The 15884-nt window shown below is 39.5% G+C and carries 17 protein-coding genes; 12 read left to right on the top strand and 5 right to left on the bottom strand.

Annotated elements, in window-relative coordinates; translation table 11 throughout:
• Positions 1-243: 243 nt before the first annotated feature.
• The 9 genes from N7U62_RS12500 to N7U62_RS12460 all read left to right on the top strand — a co-directional run bounded on the left by N7U62_RS12500 (position 244) and on the right by N7U62_RS12460 (position 7031).
• On the top strand, positions 244-855 hold the full coding sequence (locus N7U62_RS12500) for a hypothetical protein (RefSeq protein WP_264138315.1): 612 nt from the start codon (positions 244-246) through the stop codon (positions 853-855).
• 2 nt (positions 856-857) lie between these two features.
• Positions 858-1517 (top strand): hypothetical protein, encoded by a 660-nt coding sequence (locus N7U62_RS12495; protein WP_264138314.1) that lies wholly within the window; start codon positions 858-860, stop codon positions 1515-1517.
• A gap of 70 nt (positions 1518-1587) precedes the next feature.
• The gene (locus N7U62_RS12490; RefSeq protein ID WP_264138313.1) at positions 1588-2145 is read left to right on the top strand and encodes a hypothetical protein; all 558 of its coding nucleotides are present in this window, start codon (positions 1588-1590) and stop codon (positions 2143-2145) included.
• A 452-nt stretch (positions 2146-2597) separates the two neighbouring features.
• Positions 2598-2939, top strand: a complete 342-nt coding sequence (locus N7U62_RS12485) for a plasmid mobilization protein (RefSeq protein ID WP_264138312.1) — start codon at positions 2598-2600, stop codon at positions 2937-2939.
• Between the two features lie 38 nt (positions 2940-2977).
• Positions 2978-3940, top strand: coding sequence for a relaxase/mobilization nuclease domain-containing protein (locus tag N7U62_RS12480; RefSeq protein WP_404818022.1), 963 nt, complete (start codon positions 2978-2980; stop codon positions 3938-3940).
• Between the two features lie 86 nt (positions 3941-4026).
• Positions 4027-4461 carry a hypothetical protein gene (locus tag N7U62_RS12475; protein WP_264138310.1) on the top strand — a complete coding sequence of 145 codons (435 nt, stop codon included), beginning with the start codon at positions 4027-4029 and terminating at the stop codon, positions 4459-4461.
• Between the two features lie 8 nt (positions 4462-4469).
• Complete coding sequence (locus tag N7U62_RS12470; protein WP_264138309.1) at positions 4470-5240, top strand: metallophosphoesterase; 771 nt, start codon at positions 4470-4472, stop codon at positions 5238-5240.
• Between the two features lie 169 nt (positions 5241-5409).
• The gene (locus N7U62_RS12465) at positions 5410-5730 is read left to right on the top strand and encodes a helix-turn-helix domain-containing protein (protein ID WP_264138308.1); all 321 of its coding nucleotides are present in this window, start codon (positions 5410-5412) and stop codon (positions 5728-5730) included.
• Complete coding sequence (locus N7U62_RS12460; RefSeq protein ID WP_264138307.1) at positions 5724-7031, top strand: type II toxin-antitoxin system HipA family toxin; 1308 nt, start codon at positions 5724-5726, stop codon at positions 7029-7031. Before N7U62_RS12465 ends, N7U62_RS12460 begins: the two co-directional genes overlap by 7 nt.
• A 40-nt stretch (positions 7032-7071) precedes the next feature.
• Here N7U62_RS12460 and N7U62_RS12455 read toward each other — a convergent pair whose 3' ends face one another.
• The 5 genes from N7U62_RS12455 to N7U62_RS12435 are packed head-to-tail and all read right to left on the bottom strand — an operon-like array spanning position 7072 to position 11025.
• Positions 7072-7833, bottom strand: coding sequence for a hypothetical protein (locus N7U62_RS12455; protein ID WP_264138306.1), 762 nt, complete (start codon positions 7831-7833; stop codon positions 7072-7074).
• Between the two features lie 2 nt (positions 7834-7835).
• On the bottom strand, positions 7836-8135 hold the full coding sequence (locus N7U62_RS12450; RefSeq protein ID WP_264138305.1) for a hypothetical protein: 300 nt from the start codon (positions 8133-8135) through the stop codon (positions 7836-7838).
• Between the two features lie 12 nt (positions 8136-8147).
• Entirely contained in the window at positions 8148-8999 is an 852-nt protein-coding gene (locus N7U62_RS12445; protein ID WP_264138304.1) for a hypothetical protein, read from the bottom strand.
• Positions 9000-9001: 2 nt separating this feature from the next.
• Positions 9002-10147, bottom strand: coding sequence for a hypothetical protein (locus N7U62_RS12440; RefSeq protein WP_264138303.1), 1146 nt, complete (start codon positions 10145-10147; stop codon positions 9002-9004).
• Complete coding sequence (locus tag N7U62_RS12435; RefSeq protein ID WP_264138302.1) at positions 10144-11025, bottom strand: tail fiber protein; 882 nt, start codon at positions 11023-11025, stop codon at positions 10144-10146. Before N7U62_RS12435 ends, N7U62_RS12440 begins: the two co-directional genes overlap by 4 nt.
• A 534-nt stretch (positions 11026-11559) precedes the next feature.
• Here N7U62_RS12435 and N7U62_RS12430 point away from each other — a divergent pair.
• The 3 genes from N7U62_RS12430 to N7U62_RS12420 are packed head-to-tail and all read left to right on the top strand — an operon-like array spanning position 11560 to position 15879.
• Complete coding sequence (locus N7U62_RS12430) at positions 11560-12507, top strand: hypothetical protein (RefSeq protein WP_264138301.1); 948 nt, start codon at positions 11560-11562, stop codon at positions 12505-12507.
• Positions 12504-13715 (top strand): hypothetical protein, encoded by a 1212-nt coding sequence (locus N7U62_RS12425; RefSeq protein ID WP_264138300.1) that lies wholly within the window; start codon positions 12504-12506, stop codon positions 13713-13715. Before N7U62_RS12430 ends, N7U62_RS12425 begins: the two co-directional genes overlap by 4 nt.
• Entirely contained in the window at positions 13699-15879 is a 2181-nt protein-coding gene (locus N7U62_RS12420; protein WP_264138299.1) for an RHS repeat domain-containing protein, read from the top strand. The genes N7U62_RS12425 and N7U62_RS12420 overlap by 17 nt, the downstream gene beginning before the upstream one ends.
• Positions 15880-15884 lie beyond the last annotated feature (5 nt).

Here is a 15884-nt window from a genome sequence, read left to right as displayed (position 1 = left end):
GGGTAGGTACTACCCAATTCAAAATCAGAATTATCACTTCAAATACATAGGATTAATCCGTATTACCATATATAAAAACGTCATGTGCAATAAAATGACTTAGGATAGCTATGTCCAATTGATAACACTGTTTTTTTAAACGTTTTCCGTTATCGTTTACCAAAAGATTTCGAAGAAATCTAATGCGTTTGCTAGTGTTTTCAATAATTAAAGTTTTCTAAACTATTAAATAATAAAATCAAAATGAGTTCAAGAACAGGATTTACAAGTCAACCTTGGGATACGGTTGAGAGCACGTATAGGCAAGAGATCACCCTCAAAAATGGTAAGTGGTTTCCTGGATATAGTAAGCGAGTGGGGATGCCAGAAGCAAAGGATAAGGTTTATCTTTTAAAAAATATGATTCTAAGAATGTATAAGCAAGGATATTTGGATGAAACCAATCCTGATCGATCCGATGCAGAGTATATCGAATATTTTTGGAAAAATACAAAAGGTAAATATGTTTCAATTTTTAGGTTGTATCAGGACGTACACGAATGGACCACAAATACTGAATACAGGAGTTATCTTGAAGATTTTCTAAATGATTTTTATAGACTCAAATCTAAAGGGTTGGACCCCTATTCACAATTATACATCTCCAAAAGAAGTCCTAGAGGAGATTATTTTGATTTGGATATGAGGAAATTCTACAACTACCAAAGTTTGAGAGGTTACTGTTTGAGTCTCATCAAAAAAAACATCAAGTCTCATGGTGAGGTCAAGCAATATTACATTAAGTATGCTCAAAAATGGCTTGATGGTTACAGAGATGAAGATGAGCGGTTTTTTGAAAATCTTAGGTTCGGTTAACTATGAAAGGTCAATCTTTCGAACTAAAAGTAGCTAATGGGATAAACTCATTAGCTGCTGTTATGATACCCATGCTGACATTGATTTTGGCATTTATTATCCATGCGAGTACACTGATTTATCGAGCACTGCCAGATGATATGGTCATTGAATTTAAGTTGGTTGCTAGTGCAGCATTGGGGTTCTCAATGGTGCTGCCATTATTATTAACAGCAGTAAATAGCGAGCTGCTGCCGAAGTGGTATAAGAACAATGATTGGGTTGGTTTCCCTATGTTGTTTGGTGTATTTACAATCATAATGACACTTTTCTTCTTTGATGTTTTTGAGGCAAAGGGCAAGTCAATGAGCTGGTACTTTCTTAATGTTTTTATCAGTCTGTTCTTCGGACTTATTGATTACCTCTATGCCTTCTTATTTGTTGCTAAATACAAGGAAACAGCCAATAGAGAGATGAGAAGTAAGTTGCAGGAGGATTACAAGTTGAAGTATCAACAACTTGAGAGCAAACACCAGCAACTCAAGCACAACTCAGAACAACTCAAAGAAGACTCAGCGCAATATCATGAATTGCTCAAGCAACTCACATGCAAATACTGTGGTGAAGTGAAGACAATCAATAGCATCAAGAGCCATCAAGCCAGATGCTCTAAAAGAGTCTAGTACTCACTTTTTTATTTAATGTTTTATTACCTGCAGTCCATTGCAAAGGACTGCGCTAACAGAATTAACTATGAACAATTTTAATTTAGATGACATTCTGGGTTTTGAACTGGAAGAGTCAATCGAGAATCTAACATTGGCTCAATGTGAGCTACTTCGAGATAGAGGTATATCGAGATATTCTGCCTCTTCCTACTTGACTCCATTTCGGGTCAAGAGTATAGAAGATTTACTTCTTATGGGGACTTACAATGATTTAGGAGGCGTAGAGGTAATTACCCTAGATGGCGATCGAGTTCTGTTCGGAGAACGAGATATCACGACCCTTCAAGGAAGAGAGGAAGAGTTGATCATTTGCCAAGATATGTTCTGTTTTTTAAGCCTGGTGGAGCTGGGGATATATAGAGATCAGAGTGCCATCATTTTGCATGATGATACGATGATGGCCAATGCCATGATTACGATTCATGACGAGTATTCTCATGCCAGGATTACAGCATATTTTGACCATACGGTTAGTGGGAAGTCGAGTTTCGAAAATCTAAAAAGTTGCTTTAAAAAGATCATAGATGGATCACCTTTTTACCTGGACTATGAGAACGTGAATGACTACATAATGTCCCGATAAATGGAAGATTTTAACACCAACTGAAACCCAAAAAAAGGATGGTGAATAACGAAAGACTACTTTATAAAACTGACATAGAAATACTGTGATTGCTACGAAGATTTAGAGAATCTAGCACCAATATAAATGTCAAAAATATAGAGCTGCAACACTATGATTAAAAGCTCAACTATCTACTTCTGAACCTTGGATTAATCAAGAATGAAGGAACGATTTGAAAGATAAATTTTATGAATAATCTACTGGAAGGATGGACGGAGTGGAACTATTTAATCAATGGAAAATGATGAGTACAGGTATCAAAGAATAAGATAAATCTAAGATGAACGGGAATAGCTAAAAGGGTAGAAGTTTAGTAAAGCGAGGAATGTTTTTGTCAGACAATAACCGATACAGTGAACGTGACAACAACCTCGAAATTACTAGCCCTGTGGTTGTAATTTTTAAAAGAAATGGCAAGACCAAAGATTAAAGAACTAGAAAAGAAAGTGATGCGAAAAACCTTTAGGTGTACCTTGGAAGATTTTGCTGAAATAAACAGCTACTGCGAGGATAGAAAACTGACATTATTGCAGCTGGTGAAGCTAGGGATGAACAAGAAGATCAAGGAAAAGCCGTTCCCGGAATTCAAAGCAGTGAAGATAGAACTCTATAGAATTGGGAATAATTTGAATCAGATAAGTAAGGCCTTGAACTCGGGTAACAGAGCTGCAAAATTGATGGCTGTCAATCGCATAAAAGAGTTGAAAGAACTCAAGAGTTTAATTGAAAATGTAAACTCCAAATTGAAGTGATCCCTAAGGTGAAATCGGGCACAGACTTCAAGGGTCTGATGAATTATCTCACTCAAGAAGATAAGAATCATGAGAGCCTGGGAGATAATATGGGAGACCTACCAACTGATCAACAATTGGAGGCGATGATCTGTGTGTCTGATCAAAATCAAAGACTGCAAAAGAAGGTCTTTCATGGTTCATTGAGTTTACCGATAGGCGAGCGATTGACAAACGATCGGTGGAAAGAGGTCGCTCATGATTTCATGGATCATATGGGGTATTCCGATGCGCCGTATGCAATTATCAAACACAATGATCGGGACCATGAACATATCCATATAATTGGGTCACGTGTCTCTTATAATGGCAAGACTGTTTCAGATTCCTTTTCCTATCGTGAAGCGGTAGACTTTGCTCGAATTACTGAGGTTATGCTTGGGTTGAAAGAAGTGCCCAGTCCGGATTGGGGAAAGGGTGAAAAGAATAAATCCTCAAAAGAGATTCATGCAGAAAGAAAGCATGCCAAAGGGAAAGGAGATAAACTGGTCAAGACCCAGATCAAGGATGCCGTTCAAGAGTGTCTGAAAAAAACAAGGGGTTCTAGTCTAAAACAATTTACTGTCAATTTCAAAAAGGAACTGAATGGTAGAGGGGTCAAGATGCACTTTCATTCTCACGCAAAATCTGGAGAGGTCTATGGATTATCCTATCAAATGGGAGATAAGGTTTTCAAAGCAAGCCAATTGGGCAAAACCTATCAGAACAAGCAGATGCAAGAATCCATCAAAAAGGCTTTCATTAGTCAAATGCCTGAAATGAATATAACCATTCAACCATCTACTGAAGTTAATACTCAACCTACAGTTGAACGGGCTCAAGATCCAGCCCCTACTCATGAAGAAGGGTACACACCTAAACCATTCATAGGACCAGGGCAAAAAAAATCAGATGATGAGGAAGAGGATGAAGAGGAATTGAGAAAGAAGCGAAAAAGGAGAAGAGGCCGTGATATGAATTAGAAGAAAGGCAGGGTATCAGTTAGCCTTAAAAATTGTTTGTCGTCTCTCGGTGAACAAACAAATTTTTAATTCTAACTAATACAATTATGAAGATCGAGAGATTAGAGATGCCTGGTTTCTTTTATGTGTTGAAACTGGAAAATGGGGTGAGTAAATTTGGTATATCCCGACGGTGGAGCCTTAGGTATCGCTACTACAACAAGGAGCATAAAGGCCAACAATTTCAAGTAGAGCACCATGATCATTGGGATCATTTTTGGCAAGCAGAGTTGATCGAAAAGATGATGATCAAGCTGCTAGAACCCTGGGCTGTTCCAGGAAAAAGGGAATATATTATCGAAGCTTTCCCGACCGAGGCTATCATTACCTGCTATCAAAGGATTAAGCAATTCATGATAGAAGAAGAGGATTTTCTCTATGCTCAGGATTTTTACAAGGAAGGCAAAGCCAGAATGGATCACTATAAGAACCTGTACAGGATGAGAGAAAGTAAGTTTAAAGAATTAATGATGACGAAATAACGATAGCTATGAAATTCCAATACGCAAGTGATCTCCATTTGGAGTTTGAAAATAACCACCACTATTTGACACAAGTCAATAACCTGAAGCCAGTCGCTCCATACTTGATATTAGCAGGGGATATAGATAACATAGTTAACCGGCAAGTAACGCGAGATAGCTACTTTGAGTGGCTATCCAAAAATTGGGAACAGGTTTATATTATCCCTGGTAACCATGAATGGTATATGAATGAAGATGTCTCTCAGGCTTTTGATATTGATCTGAAGATCTATCCTAATGTCCGATACCTCAATCATCAAAAAGTTCATATCGAAGGAGTAGATTTTTACTTCACTACACTTTGGTCGATAGTTAGACATCACATGATCAAAAATTACATTGCCGATTTTCGTAGCTGTAAATATGATGGTGAGCGCTATACTTATAAGCATCATGATGAGCTTCATCAAAGGGCTGTGAAATGGCTCAGTACTGAACTGAATAAGGAAAAAACAAATCCTAGAGTAGTGGTATCTCATTTTGTTCCTTGTCCACAAACTGATGGCTATCCAAAGGGTTCTAATTCGCTCATTGGTCCAATTATTAAAAGATACTTTACGGCGGATTTGTCTGTGAGAATTGAGGGGTGGGATATCGACTATTGGATCTATGGTCACAACCACTGGGACAAGAATGTTGATGCCCTTGGAGTCAAGTTCAGATCCAACCAGTTTGGTTATGTATCACATAGTGAACATCAAGGCTTTGATTTTGCCAAGGTGATCGAAATGAGTTAACATAAGAGAGAGACCTAAGAATGATTTAGGTCTCTCTCTTGAAATATTAAATCATAACACAAGTTTTTATATCATTATCTTTGATAAATTTTTTATCGTATGATTAATCATTCAATAATTGTTTATATTTGATTTTATGAATGATAAATCATACATAAATTGGGTGTCGATGAGTGATGTAGCCTTGAGCCAGACGATAGGTGTTTTCGTTCAGCATCATCGTCTCAATCAGAATAGATCCCAGGAGGAAGTGGCCAATGCAGCAGGTATCAGCCGGTCGACCTTGAGCCTTTTAGAACGAGGGGAGAAGGTAACGCTAAGTACTTTACTCCAAGTGCTTAGAGTGTTAGATTTATTATACGTCATGGATGTTTTTAAAGTGGATCATAGCATTAGCCCACTAGAATATGCCAGGCTTCAAAAGCAAGCCAGAAAGAAGGCAACAGGAAAAAGAAAAGATCAGGAACATAAAACGGACTTAGGATGGTAGATGTAGCAGAGGTATTGATCTGGGGAGAGCTGGTGGGAGCGGTACGCTGGGATGAGGGTAGACAGCTGGCGAGCTTTCAATATGATAGGAAATTTCTGTCTAAAGATTGGGATTTGTCTCCCATCAAAATGCCGATTCAGCAAGGGAATCGTATTTATGAGTTCCCTGAGTTGAGGAAAAGAAAAGATGAATCTGAAGATACCTACAAAGGGCTACCAGGATTACTGGCAGACAGCCTGCCTGACCGATATGGTAGTCAGCTCATGAATGTTTGGTTAGCCAGACAAGGCCGGCCAGCCAATAGCATGAATCCAGTGGAGCAGCTCTGTTTCATAGGTTCAAGAGGAATGGGCGCACTGGAATTTAGACCTGCACAGATGGAAGCCAGTGTTGGTACTGTAAGTCTGGAAATCAATAGTTTGGTAGATGTGGCTCGCAAGATGCTTTCGGATAGAGAAGCATTTCAAACCAAGCTCAACAAGGAAGAAGAGCAGGGTGTCAAAGAGATTCTCCGAATAGGTACGTCTGCCGGTGGTGCTAGACCAAAAGCAGTGATTGCCTATAATGAGCAATCTGGAGAAGTGCGGTCTGGACAGGCACAAGTGGACGAGGGATTTGAACATTGGCTGATCAAATTAGATGGCGTTAGCGGTGCGCAGTTTGGAGAAAGTATGGGCTGGGGTGAAGTGGAGTATGCGTACTACCTAATGGCTAAGGAATGCGGTATAGACATGATGGAGTGTAAAATCCTGAACGATGGGAAAAGAACGCACTTTATGACCAAGCGATTTGATCGAGAGGCTAATAACGTTAAGCATCACATTCAGACTCTGTGCGGTATCCAGCACTTTGACTACAATCATATGCAAGGCTATAGCTATGAGCAACTGTTTCAGACCATGCGTGTGCTCAGATTGACTTATCCTGAGGCCGAACAGATGTTTCGAAGAATGGTGTTCAATGTACTAGCAACTAACTGCGATGACCACACCAAGAATTTTGCATTTCGCCTAAAGCAAGGCGGGAAATGGGAACTGTCTCCGGCCTATGATGTCTGTTACGCATATGATCCTAACAACCACTGGGTCAACCAGCAAACGCTCAGTGTCAATGGTAAACACAAAGACATCACAAAAGCCGACCTAATGACCATCGCTAAGGCCAATAGCATCAAAAAAGGGGAGAAGATCATTGAGGAGATTAATACCGTAGTGAAGAATTGGGTTGATTTTGCGCGAGAAGCTAAAGTGGATGCTGAGAAGACAATGGAGATCGAAAGTCATCTTCACCATCTCAAGTAAACCAAAGAGCTAGCCTCTTGGATAGAGACTAGCATTATGATTAATTTTTCGATTCCAATTCCTGTATTTTCTCTTCGGCATGTTCTAGTCTTTCCAGAAGTTCGATTTGATAGAGGGTAAGTTCTTCTATTTTTTTGAGAAGTAGCATGTTCATTTGTCCCAGTTCCACGCCAGATGCTTCCATCTCCTTGGCACTTGGTACCTCTGGCAGGTGTTTGTTATCTTCAATGAATTTTTTGGTGTCCAGAAGAGATCTTAGTTCATAATCAGATTCAAATACATAGTCTGGTCCTGCATTGATGGCTACTTTGACCTCACGTGAATGTAAGTGGCCTTTAATAGTCAGTAGGCCTAGGCCATTGGAGCCTTGAGAAAGGCTCATCAATTTTTCAAAACCATTAGAAGTGTTGCTACCAAAGTTCATAGCACTGCTTGCTGCAGTTCCAAATGCTAAGATTAGTTGACCAGAATTGATAGAAGAGCCAGAATAGTGAAAGTCAATGTAGGCTTGTTGATCACTATTAAAACCGATACGACCATTTTGATCTCTAAATCCATAATAATGTCCAACACGTAGTTCACCTGCTTTGGTGTATAATAAACTTTTTGACCAATCATAACCCCAGCTTCCTCCATCATAAGTCTTTCTAGGAGCTATTTCGAGTTGGCCGGAATTGGGCTTGGTATAAAATAACCAATTGTTTTCTTCTGGATGAGGTCCTAATTCTAATCGATTGCTTTGTCCTTGAGAGGTAGAGAAGGTAAAAATTAGACAACAAATAATTACAATGATTTTTTTCATAGTTAGAGCTTTTTAATTTGTTCAATTTTTTCTTCCAGTTGTTTGATATTGATGGCTTGTGATTCAATGAGTTTTTGCTGTTCAATATTCTGTTTATTCATCTCAATCATATGCAAGGTCAACTCCTCAATTTTCTGCAGGAGCTTGGCGTCCATTTCTCCAAGGTTGATGCCGTTGGCGGTGACCTCAGCCTCGCTGGGGATGTCGGGGAGGTGCTGGTTCTCCTGAATAAATTGCTCGGTTTCGTCTAGGGAGCGAAGATTGTAATTGTCGAAAAAGACAAAGTCGGACCAGCCAGTCATGTCTACTTTTACTTACTGAGTATGGATGGTGCCCTTTACGGCTAGTTTAGCGTCAGGGGATGAGGTACCTATTCCCACGTTACCATTATCATCTATGGTTAATCTTGCAGCATTGTTGGTTTTGTCTCTAATGATAAATTTGTTATTTGAAGAATTTTGAACTTGCCAAGTTTTTGCAGGATTAGTTAATTCTAGGATGGACGCGGAATTAGCTCCGGCTTCCAGCACACTATAAGCCCAGCCTGTTGCCTTGATATGAAGTAAATGATCTGGAGAGCTTGTGCCAATTCCGATTTTGCCATCGCCATTGATTTTTAATAATAGTTTTTCAACCCCACTATTGTTTATGTCTCTAAATTCGAAACCTCCTTCAGATCCTGTCCCTCGGTTTGAAATAAAATCAGTTTCACCATGGGATGCACTGCGGTTCCAGCCCACTAATAGAGCTCCGGTGTTTTGTAAAAAATCTAAGTTATCACCATGCAGATTATTACCATTGATTCGAATCGAATTGGTCATGGTCAACAGACCAATCGACGTTGAATATTCGCTCATGACTCTTGCCCAAACCCCTTGTCCATCACTTTTGGTGCTGCGATAGTACATGGTGGGCTGGTTATATGCATTTTTAATTGCGATTTGTCCATTGTATCTATATGCGGTGCTGTTTGAACTGTGATTCATGTTGATGCCCCAAAACCAACCGGTTGACTCAGGTGCATTTGCAGCATCTTGTCCCTGGACAAAAGAGCTTTTCCATAACTGATTCCAATCTGATGTAGTTGCAGGATCATTCCATTCTTGGGCTTTGGTAGATAATGTAAAAATTACCAAGAGGAAAGTAAGTTTGGTGTAGAGTTTCATAGTTATTGCTTTTCGAGTTTTTCTAATCGAGATTTTAGAGATTCCATTTCAGTTTTAAGGGCTTGATTTTCCTTGTTCTGCTCTATCAAGTATAAGGTCAACTCCTCAATCTTCTGCAGGAGCTTGGCGTCCATTTCTCCGAGGCTGATGCCGTTGGCGGTGACTTCTGCCTCGCTGGGGATGTCAGGGAGGTGTTGGTTCTCCTGAATGTATTGCTCGGTTTCTTCTAGGGAGCGAAGGTTGTAATTGTCGAAAAAGACAAAGTCTGACCAGCCGCTAGCTTCTACTTTGATTTCTCGAGCACCAATTGAACCATGTACAGCCAGTTTGTGTGATCCTGTAGATGCGCCTCCGATAGCTACATTCCCACCTAAATCGTTGATGATGATATTTCCAGCGGCATCACCTGCTACCATACTTCTGAAATACAAATTGCCATTGTCAGCGATATGTTCCAATACAAAATTGTTAGAAGTACCAGAAGTTCTAAACCTAAATTTGTTATCTAGATTTATACCGTCATTGTTTAAATTGTTGATTTGAAGTTTATTAATTGGAGTAAGTGTCCCAATCCCTAGATTGCCATTATGTCTAAGAATCATAGATTCGGTTCCTCCGCCAACGGCAAATACTAGTGAATTGTAATCGCCATTTTTGCCATTTGTTGAGCCTATGTAGGCTCTAGTTCCACCATTGACTTTTTCAAGAAAAGTGATTTTGTGAGTTCTAGAAAGTGAAATATCACCATTTACTTCTAATGTGGTGGCTGGAGTTAAAGTTCCAACCCCAATAGAGCCATTATTATCAATTGAAAGATTATAATTATGATTGTTAGCTCTAAAAATCAAGCGGTTGTTGGTGTGATCATATTGCATTCCTCCAATGTAATTGTCAAGCTCATTGCCAAAACCGAAGTAGCCGATACCGGTACTTGGAGTGACGATTTGAATCATTCCTTTATCGTTATCTTCCACCAAAATATCAGCAAAATTGTGACCATTGGTTCCTGAAGATCCTTTTTTAACGTGCAAGAGATAATTAGGACTGGAAGTTCCAATACCCACATTACCTGTGGATTCCAATTTGTTTTGTCCAAATGCAATTTGGTATGTGAATAAAATAATTAGGAGTGGGAGTAGGCTTCTCATTTTGATTGATTTTTAAGTGCTTTTATTTCTGTTTTTAAAGATTCGATTTCCTTATTCTGCTCAATAAGATATAGCGTCAACTCCTCGATCTTTTGCAGGAGCTTGGCGTCCATTTCTCCGAGGTTGATGCCGTTGGCGGTGACTTCTGCCTCGCTGGGGATGTCAGGGAGGTGCTGGTTTTCCTGGATGTATTGCTCGGTTTCTTCTAGGGAGCGAAGATTGTAGTTGTCGAAAAAGACAAAGTCCGACCAGCCGTTCATATCTACTTTTACTTCCTGGGTATGGATGGTGCCCTTTACGGCTAGTTTAGCGTCAGGGGTGGTTGTTCCGATTCCTACATTTCCTGCATTAGTTATAGAAAAACTTTTACCACCGCCTTTGGTCACAGCTTGAAATACGCAATAATCATTACTGCTCCCACTGTTTTCAACAATCAAACCACTAACATCTGAAATTCCAAGACCAGATTCGCTATGTTTAACATGTGCAGTCGAAAAGGGAGTTTCTGTCCCAATACCTACTTTACCATCACCATTAATAAATAGCCGCTCCTTTAGACCATCAACGCCTCGAGTTCCAAAACTTAATGCACCTTTGTATGAGCTTCCGCCTTCCTTGTGCCATTTAATCATCGCTCTTGAGGTTAATCCTACATTCAAGAGCATCGTAGATTGAGCATTATCAGTATTGTTTGTACTTTCAAATCTCGCCACGTTGGATACGTCATCTACGACATGAAGCTTTAAGTTCGGGTTATCTGTTCCAATCCCCACATCTCCTGAAGTTCCTATTTTGTTAGTTTGAGCTTGAGTTTGCCAGGACAGAAGTAGACAGGCTAAAGTGCATAGGCCAAGGTTGATTCTTTTTTTGATATTCATGCTTTTACAATTCTTTGCATCCCATTCAAAAAGGCAATGGCTGTCCTTCTGGATGGGTGCGATCCAATAATTTATTCAAACGATAGTTTTCTCTTGCTGCGGGAGGTCCAATCAATGACCCGGTTGCAAGGATAAATAAAAGGAGGCGAATCGGCAAGTAAGCTTCTGAGGTCTAACGGTGTTAGGACGAGGGCGAAAAGTAGAAAGTCAAAAAAAAACTTGACAATCCGACCGGATCATTCTATCATCGTGGTGCAGCATTCAGAGAAACTACTTTTTAACACATTGACCCTATGTGAAAAATCCCTCTAAGTATTTAGAGGAAAAGTATGTTTATGAAAGATGAAATGAATCCAACCGTTAATAAACTCTGGATGAGAATGTCCCTTCTCAGTGTCCTTTCTATAGGTGGTAGCCCGAGATTTGATCGCAGCGATTCGTATTCCCTTTCTTTACCCATGTTCGATCATCAGTCGGACACATCACTAGCGAATCAATTCAAATCAATACTATACACTAATTCCCTTATTACAGATGAAAACCACCATGTCCATATTGGCAATGTTGCTGATATCTCTTATTTCGCAGGCTCAGGTAGGAGTCAAATACGACAATTACGAAACCACAGATTATGGGGCGTCTATGAAGGACCCCAACTTTACCTATCTCCTCTGGGATAGGAATGACGATGGAGACGGATCATTTATCAATGATCAAACCCCGAAGTTTTTTTACTATGATGCCGATACTGATCTATTGGGCTTTCTGATCGATACGCGCAACATGAGCACGCTCAATGCCAAGTTTTATAGTGCAATACTTACTGATCTTACCGTCAATGGGGCTGTTACTTTGGGCAAAGCAGGGACTTCAGATCCTGTGATCATCAACGGTCCTGATGGATCATCGAGTATAGATCTTTTTATCAATAGTCAAAGTGCGCTTATCTCACTTGGTGAAGGAGCGGGAGGGCCTCATGGTTTCCTGTTTGGAGATTCTGATGCAGGCCTTCAATTGCTCTATCGTACGACCCCAAATGCTCTGATTGTAGAAAAGGGCAATACAGGGAGTCCTGGAACCGACCTCTTTAGTGTGGACTATGATACAGAGCTCGTCTATGCCAGGACAGGTTTGACGGTGGGTACCATCAATTTACCTTCTGGTTACAAATTCGCTGTAGATGGTAAAGCATTGATGGAAGAAGTCAAAGTAGAGGTCTCTGGCAACTGGCCCGACTATGTCTTTGCTGATGATTATCAACTCGCCACTTTAGAAGAAACAGCCGAATACATCCAGCAAAACCGTCATTTACCAGAGGTGCCATCCGCCACAGAGATGGAAGCCAATGGCGTGGAGTTGGGTGAAATGAATATGCTCCTGCTAAAGAAGATAGAGGAACTGACGCTGCACGTGATAGAGCAGCAAGAGCTGATCAAAGAGCAGAATGAAAGAATTGAAAAATTGGAAAATCAGATAAAATGAAGAGAGTCCTAATTGCTTTTTTGTTTGTGTTTTTCTTAAAAGCTATCGCTTTTTCGCAAGAACCAATTAATGATCCTTACCAAGAACCTGTGTTCATTCAAACTTCTCCTGAGGTATCCGCTTTTAAGCGCTATGGCGAAATACCTGTGAGCTTGTATACTGGTGTTCCAGATATTAGTATCCCTTTACACTCGGTTAAGTTTAAAAATATGGAAGTTCCTATCAGTTTAAGTTATCATGCAGGAGGTATTACTGTGGATCAGGAGGCTACCATCGTGGGATTAGGGTGGAACTTAATGGCCGGGGGAAATATTACAGTATCTGCGGTTGGGGCCAGAGAAACACCAATTGTGGGAATTGAATGGGAAGGTTGGCAAAAGAATTTGGATTTTATAGCAGCGAATACTGGAGGAATTGTAAATGTTGGTAGTGAGTCTCCGTATAATACATGGGGGTGTGCATTTAATGGTTGTGGACCTGCAGGATTCGCACCTGATTTCTTGCAAGGGTATGGTATAGCAGCTAATATGGGTATGGGAGAATTGGATTTATATAAGGTTAATTTACCCAACAGATCTTTTACATTTATTATTCATCCTAGTACTCTCGAACCCATATTGGTAGGAGAGAAGAATAAATGCATGATAGAACTTAACGATATTACTTCAGTCAAATGGGAGTTTGTCATTACAGATGAGCAGGGAATTAAGTATTACTTTTCTGTAGCCGAATATGATAATTATGATAATATGCCCAATGCATGGCATATGACAAGAATAGTGGATGTTTATGGTAACGAAATCGTTTTTGATTACCAAAGCTTAAATATTGGAACTTTACCGAAAATGTCAGAATCGGTTAGAGGTCTTTATCCTTCCAGTCAACCAGTTAATCGTAGTTTTAGTTATCCTGGTGATGTTTCGAATTACTATCTCAAAGCTATCAAAACCAAAACGCAAAGAGTGTCATTTCAATATGAAGGCGGAAGAAGGGATTTTGCAGGAAGTAAACTGAAATATATATCAGTTATTGACAGTCTGGATCAAAGTGTAAAAACTCTCTATAAATTCAATTATGGATATTTTAACTCCAGTAATGTGGGTGGCGATTATATTAAGGATGAACAAGGCGATGCCCCTTTACCCACAGATGCTAAAACACTTCGATTAAAATTGGAAAGTTTGTTCTCAATTGAATCCTGTAAATAGTGATGATAGTCTCACTCATGTGTTTTCATATGAAGAAACACATTTGCTACCAGGCAAAACTTCCTTTGCCAAGGATTTTTGGGGGTATTTCAACGGTCAAGAAAATTCATCTAACTTATATGGAAATCAGCATTCTTTGCTTCCGAACCCTGAAGTGATGCAATACCTCGAGTCTGATTTTGGAAATGTTGATTGGGATGGTTATTACGCCAATTTTTATGATTTACAATTTGCAAATCGATTTACCGATGGTGAGTATCTAAAGACAGGTACATTGAAATCAATTACATATCCGACCGGAGGTAGGACGGAATTTGAATTTGAGCCCCATGATTTTTACAATAAGGAAATGTTTTCGGCCTCAGAGCAATCTTTGTTTATACCGGATAAGGTAGCCCATTCTGTGACCGATTTTAATGAGCCAGCTGGTTATCCGAGTATGTCGGTTCTTTCGGTTCCTTTTACATTAGAAGAGTTGACGGAAGTAAATATTAAAGGTGGAGTAAATATCTCGGGTAATTATGATTTCAGTTCAAGTAATATTGGCATAGTCGATCTTTCGGGTGGAGCTAACTCACATATGTATAATCTGGGTCAGCAAAGTACCTGGGATGAAACTTTCGAATTACCCGCAGGTTCCTACAGGTTAGTTTGTGGAGCTCCGTCCAACATTCCGTTTCAGAATTATCAACCTATAGTTTATGCTAATTTGAAATATCACGAATATGACCGTGAGGCAATGGATTCGGTTCTAAATATTTCCGGTGGAATTGGGGGAGGTCTACGTGTGAAAACCGTGACCAATTACGATGAACAAAATCAAATCGTGCTTAAAAAAGACTATAGTTATGTAGATGAAGATGGGGTCAGTAGTGGAAGATTGCTAAGGACAATGGATAATTTTCAGACTGTTACGATTACTACTGGTTATTATGATGATAGAGGAATTGACGGTTGGTATACTTCAACTCAAATGATAGATGCTTTTAGCTTTTTTTCAAACAACTTCTTGAGCATGCATAATGCAAATTCACAAGCCAATGTAGGTTACGATAGAGTGATTGTAAGAGAAGTAAATGGTACTGAAAATCTGGGTGAATCGATTTCTTATTTTGTTAATGAATCACCTAGCCAAATAGCCAATTATTTTAACCTCTACTATACTTCTACAAATGGCACGTTGAAGGAGTACATTATTTTGGATTCTGATCTTGACACTGTCCAATATGTAAAGAATCAATACCATGTGGTGGACTTCACAAGGAATATGCTCAACATAAAAGCTGTAGATACCTATTATGGCCCTAGAAGTGGGTACTGCGCAATTGAATGTATTTTAGCAGATGGGACAAAAGGAATGTATGATGTAGTTGTTTTTGGCTATACCAGCTTTCTTAATCAACTTGTAAGTACTGAGACGATCGAATATGCCGGAGGGGATAGGTTGATTACCACAGTCAGTCATCGGTATGATGATTTCAATTATCTATTGGATCAAGTCTCAAGGATGGTTAACCATGATCAAGAACGGGTTACTACTTTTAAGTATCCGCATGATTATCCGAATGATATAATTTACTCATCGTTAATAGATGATAATATTATTAGTCCTGTCATAATACAATCAGAATTTCTTGACAATGAATTATTGAAAACACAGAGGAATTCCTGGAAGTTTTATGATGGGGGATCGATACTAGCTTCTTATGATGTTAAAATAGCATTTGGCGAGCGAGATTTAGAACAAAAAATTGTTTTCGATGATTATGATTTGTTAGGTAATGTCTTACAGTATCATAAACCCAATGAAGACATCAACACCGTTTTGTTTCGTGGATATGGCGATAACCGCGTAGTAGCCAAAATAGTGGGGGAGAAAGATTACGATCAAGTTGCGACTAGCGCGGGGAGTTATTTAGTCCAGTTGGATGATCAACTCACCGAGAGCCAATTAAGAACTGTGAATGTTTCAATTCGAAATGCCTTGCCAAACTCTATGGTCACCACCTATACCTACGATCCATTGGTAGGAATGACCTCTCAAACCGACCCCAACGGCAGGACGACCTACTACGAATATGATGATTTTGGAAGACTGGAACGTGTGATTGATGATGAGGGGAATCCAGTGTCGGCCTACGAGTACAATTACAAAAACCAATAAACCAG

The organism is Reichenbachiella ulvae (assembly GCF_025833875.1).
Taxonomy (GTDB): Bacteria; Bacteroidota; Bacteroidia; order Cytophagales; family Cyclobacteriaceae; genus Reichenbachiella; species Reichenbachiella ulvae.
Note: the sequence above shows the minus strand (reverse complement) of the source record. Positions and strands in the feature narration are given on the sequence as shown.

Excerpts from the sequence above, each read along its gene's own strand:
- N7U62_RS12500 (WP_264138315.1), top strand. The coding sequence starts at position 244 with ATGAGTTCAAGAACAGGATTTACAAGTCAACCTTGGGATACGGTTGAG.
- N7U62_RS12495 (WP_264138314.1), top strand. The coding sequence starts at position 858 with ATGAAAGGTCAATCTTTCGAACTAAAAGTAGCTAATGGGATAAACTCA.
- N7U62_RS12490 (WP_264138313.1), top strand. The coding sequence starts at position 1,588 with ATGAACAATTTTAATTTAGATGACATTCTGGGTTTTGAACTGGAAGAG.
- N7U62_RS12485 (WP_264138312.1), top strand. The coding sequence starts at position 2,598 with ATGGCAAGACCAAAGATTAAAGAACTAGAAAAGAAAGTGATGCGAAAA.
- N7U62_RS12480 (WP_404818022.1), top strand. The coding sequence starts at position 2,978 with ATGAATTATCTCACTCAAGAAGATAAGAATCATGAGAGCCTGGGAGAT.
- N7U62_RS12475 (WP_264138310.1), top strand. The coding sequence starts at position 4,027 with ATGAAGATCGAGAGATTAGAGATGCCTGGTTTCTTTTATGTGTTGAAA.
- N7U62_RS12470 (WP_264138309.1), top strand. The coding sequence starts at position 4,470 with ATGAAATTCCAATACGCAAGTGATCTCCATTTGGAGTTTGAAAATAAC.
- N7U62_RS12465 (WP_264138308.1), top strand. The coding sequence starts at position 5,410 with ATGAGTGATGTAGCCTTGAGCCAGACGATAGGTGTTTTCGTTCAGCAT.
- N7U62_RS12460 (WP_264138307.1), top strand. The coding sequence starts at position 5,724 with ATGGTAGATGTAGCAGAGGTATTGATCTGGGGAGAGCTGGTGGGAGCG.
- N7U62_RS12455 (WP_264138306.1), bottom strand. The coding sequence starts at position 7,833 with ATGAAAAAAATCATTGTAATTATTTGTTGTCTAATTTTTACCTTCTCT.
- N7U62_RS12450 (WP_264138305.1), bottom strand. The coding sequence starts at position 8,135 with ATGACTGGCTGGTCCGACTTTGTCTTTTTCGACAATTACAATCTTCGC.
- N7U62_RS12445 (WP_264138304.1), bottom strand. The coding sequence starts at position 8,999 with ATGAAACTCTACACCAAACTTACTTTCCTCTTGGTAATTTTTACATTA.
- N7U62_RS12440 (WP_264138303.1), bottom strand. The coding sequence starts at position 10,147 with ATGAGAAGCCTACTCCCACTCCTAATTATTTTATTCACATACCAAATT.
- N7U62_RS12435 (WP_264138302.1), bottom strand. The coding sequence starts at position 11,025 with ATGAATATCAAAAAAAGAATCAACCTTGGCCTATGCACTTTAGCCTGT.
- N7U62_RS12430 (WP_264138301.1), top strand. The coding sequence starts at position 11,560 with ATGAAAACCACCATGTCCATATTGGCAATGTTGCTGATATCTCTTATT.
- N7U62_RS12425 (WP_264138300.1), top strand. The coding sequence starts at position 12,504 with ATGAAGAGAGTCCTAATTGCTTTTTTGTTTGTGTTTTTCTTAAAAGCT.